General features: G+C 48.5%; 3 protein-coding genes. All 3 read left to right on the top strand.

Going from position 1 to position 3,736, the window contains the following annotated elements; translation table 11 throughout:
* Nucleotides 1–76: 76 nt before the first annotated feature.
* The 3 genes from GF404_00495 (at nt 77) to GF404_00505 (ending at nt 3,597) form a co-directional block, all read left to right on the top strand.
* Nucleotides 77–1,558, top strand: coding sequence for a Do family serine endopeptidase (locus tag GF404_00495; protein ID MBD3380650.1), 1,482 nt, complete (start codon nt 77–79; stop codon nt 1,556–1,558).
* Between the two features lie 835 nt (nt 1,559–2,393).
* Nucleotides 2,394–3,065: a hypothetical protein gene (locus tag GF404_00500; GenBank protein ID MBD3380651.1), complete on the top strand. Its 672-nt coding sequence runs from the start codon at nt 2,394–2,396 to the stop codon at nt 3,063–3,065.
* A gap of 10 nt (nt 3,066–3,075) precedes the next feature.
* Nucleotides 3,076–3,597 carry a polysaccharide deacetylase family protein gene (locus tag GF404_00505; GenBank protein ID MBD3380652.1) on the top strand — a complete coding sequence of 174 codons (522 nt, stop codon included), beginning with the start codon at nt 3,076–3,078 and terminating at the stop codon, nt 3,595–3,597.
* Nucleotides 3,598–3,736: the final 139 nt, after the last annotated feature.

Raw genomic sequence — 3,736 nt, forward strand, 5'->3', positions numbered from 1 at the left:
ATATCCCTGCTTCCACCAAAACAGCTGATGATATTCGGGTAGCGTATATTTTTATACTGTAGGAAAGGAGTTACTGATGACAATCGAAATGTTTGCAACGCGATCGATTAAATCCACTTCCGTGACTGCGATTGTGATTCTTCTGGTGCTGATGACCGCAAACATGGCAACCGCCGAGACGGCCCAGGTGACGCCATCCGATCAGAGACCTGTCTCGACTTTGGCTGATATAAACCAGGCCTTCATCGACATCGCCGAAGAAGTACGCCCGACTGTGGTGATGGTTTCCACCGAACGCATCGTAACCATGCCCCAGGGACACCCGTTTATGCCCTTTGGCGATGACGAATTCTTCGATTTCTTTTTTGGCCCCGATCGTCGTCAACGCCAGCAGCCGGAACGCGAGTTTCGCCAGTACGGGCTCGGTTCAGGGGTCATTGTCGATGAGCAGGGCCATATCCTGACAAACAACCATGTGATCGAAAATGCGGACACGATTTTTGTTCGCACCGATGACGGCACCCGCTATACTGCCGAGGTGATCGGAGCCGATCCGCAGACTGATGTGGCAGTCATCAAAATCGAAGCGGACAATTTGAAGTTTATACAAATCGGCAACAGCGATGATCTCCGGGTGGGCGAATTCGTACTGGCCGTGGGTTCACCGATGAGCCAGAACCTGGCTTCGACAGTCACCCAGGGAATCGTCAGCGCGGTCGGCCGTTCCAATGTCGGCCTGGCCAATTACGAGAATTTCATCCAGACCGACGCCGCCATCAATATGGGCAATTCCGGGGGACCGCTGGTCAACCTAAACGGTGAACTGATCGGTCTTAATACTGCCATATTAAGCCGTTCGGGCGGATTCCAGGGTATCGGATTCGCTGTCCCGTCCAATATGGCGATGCGGATCATGAATTCACTTTTGACCGAGGGCCGGGTCGTGCGCGGATGGCTGGGTGTTTCGATCCAGGATATCACGCAGAATCTGGCCGAGGCGATGAACCTCGAGCGAACCACCGGCGCACTGATCGGCGATGTCCTCGAGGACAGCCCGGCCGACAAGGCGGGATTTGAATCCGGCGATGTGATAATCTCCATGGATAATATTGAAATTCGCAACTCATCGCATCTGCGCAACCAGGTGGCCGCAACCCTGCCGGACACTAAGGTTACCTTCGAGGTCATTCGCGGGGGGCGTACTGTTCAGATCGATGCCGTCCTTGGTGAACGCGATGCCGAGATAGCACAGACCGGCAGTGATTCAAACCTGGAAGACAAACTCGGCTTTGCCTTCGAGACTCTGACCGAGGATCTGGCGGATAAAATCGGGGTCAGCAAAAATCTTTCAGGTGTAGCTGTTCGCGATATCCAGCCGGGCAGTTCCGCTTTCAGGGCCGGACTCCGTGACGGCGACGTCATCCGTGAAGTCGACCGCGGGCAAGTTGACAATGAAAGTGAGTTCATCGAGGCTGTGAAGGATAAAGAAGCCGGAGACAACATCCTCCTGCGGGTCCATCGCCAGGGCAATACAATTTACCTGGCATTTACTTTGTAAAATTCTGCTGTGGTAAATATAAGCACAGTCTGATATCAGGAAATGGTATCATTAAAATAACAGGCAGGCAGTTATCTGACCTGCCTGTTTTTTTGCGGATTTACGATAATCCCCGCATTGGCCAATATTCTCATGGTAAGTCATGAGTAACAGCCACAGCGGTCATAAAAACTACTTTTTCGTCATCTCAGTGCCACAGCAGAGCAGAACGCATTTTTCCTCGGAATCACAGCACTCATCTTTAGCCTGGCCGACATCACGGCATTCTTTGACGACTCTGAGCTCGAGGCCACAGTCCTTACATTCATAGACTTCATCGAGTTTCATATCATGACAGGTAGTCATCTCAACTCCTCTCCTTGTGTTTTTCTACATTATGCTATCTCATTTGTGAGTTACAACAAAAAACTGTTCTATTTTGATCCCATGTCAGTCAGAGCAAATTGAAACGACGAAGCAATTACATACATTGAGATCACCGCGCTTCGCTCGCATTACAGGGATGATATCGTTGTGTCGGATCTTGCAGTACCGCCTTCAGGCGGGATGGCGTGAGCCGGCGCAAAAGTCTTTTGCATCGCACTATACCTCCTCAAGGCAAATTCTTCATTTCAGCCACTGAGAAACGCAGGCATTGTACGGTGCGCAGAAGTCATAATAATAGCGGTTATACCACTTATCCAAAACCTCACTTCCAGACTAATAATTATCTCGGGAACTTTAACCTTGTGAGACAATTTAATATTAGTATTTTTCTAAAACAATATGCAGGTTTACTAATTATGGTCTGCCTGCCGAAAATATAATACAAAAACCGGTTAGTGAATTTATAATTATGGGCAAATTTTCAAAGCTGATTAATGAGATCAGAGAAGATGGTTTCGGGGTGGTCTGGCGCAGGCTGTCATGGCGCCTACCGCGGTCTGTTTTTTATTACAACCATTCAAATCACATTCGGTTTGATTTAAACGATTATCAGCCCAAAGACCTGCCCGATCTCGAAATCCGCATGGCTACCCCGGATGACTACGAGCTGTTTAAAAAAGTAAGGATCACGCATAAAACATTTAAACAGCGTCTTGACCGAGGCGATATGTGCGCCATGGTTGTTGTCGACGGCCTGGTGAGATCTTTTATGTGGGCCACTGAAGGAAACATTTATATTCACAACAGCGGAGCTATACTGGATGTCGGTGAGGACGGATTCTACGCTTACGATGCCTACACTGATCCAGAATTTCGGGGAAAAGGTTTTTTCAAATATTGTGATGAAATTCAAAACAGGCATTACAAGGAAACCGGTAAGCGGTATCATTACGGATCAATCGATAAATTCAACAAGCTGTCCAATATGATCCGCAGGCGGGCCGGTTACAAATATATCGGCGAGACAATTCATTATTTGCTTTTCGGCCTGAGGATCACGTTTTACAAAAACTGGTTTCGCGGCGCTCCAGGTGTAAAGATTTTTGGAAAAAACAGCGTCGCCGATCTCACGACGGTTTGAGGGGGCCTGCATGAATTCCGGTTTGAAAAGCATATTTTCGACGATGCTCCATAAGCTGGGTATCTGGGAAACGCTGATCAGGTCGTACCCCCGACTGTTCAACCGTCCACTGCTTGCGGTTTTCACCTATCATCGCATCACTTCCAACTCGAACGAACCTAAGTATATCATGCCCTACGAACGGGGTCATTCGGTTGAGACATTTGAAAAACAGATCCACTGGCTGTCGAAGTGTTTTGAGTTCATCGATCTGGACAAATTTATCGAAATCACCTACACCCGGAAAACTAAAAACAAAGCCTATGCTCTTCTGACATTCGACGACGGAGATTCTGAATTTGAATCCGCGGCCCTGCCCATTTTGAAAAAATATGATATCCCGGCGGTGATGTTTGTACCGACTCATTTTCTGGATACGGGCAAGATATTCTACAACCTGCGCCTGACAAGCCTGATCGACGATATCGACAACAGCGGTTGGTCCAAGATCGCGGAAACCGAGATGCCTCAGAAAGTCCGGACGGTCATCTAAAGCTATCGAGGGAAATGGTCGACATACAAAAAGGAGCTTCGCCGCAAAATCGGCTTGGTCTTTTTTCGGATGAAAGAAACGGAAGTGGAACAGATCATCGATCGCTGGGAGGAGCTGACCGGTCATGAATACTCGCTCG

It is taken from the genome of Candidatus Zixiibacteriota bacterium (assembly GCA_014728145.1).
GTDB lineage: Bacteria > Zixibacteria > MSB-5A5 > JAABVY01 > JAABVY01 > WJMC01.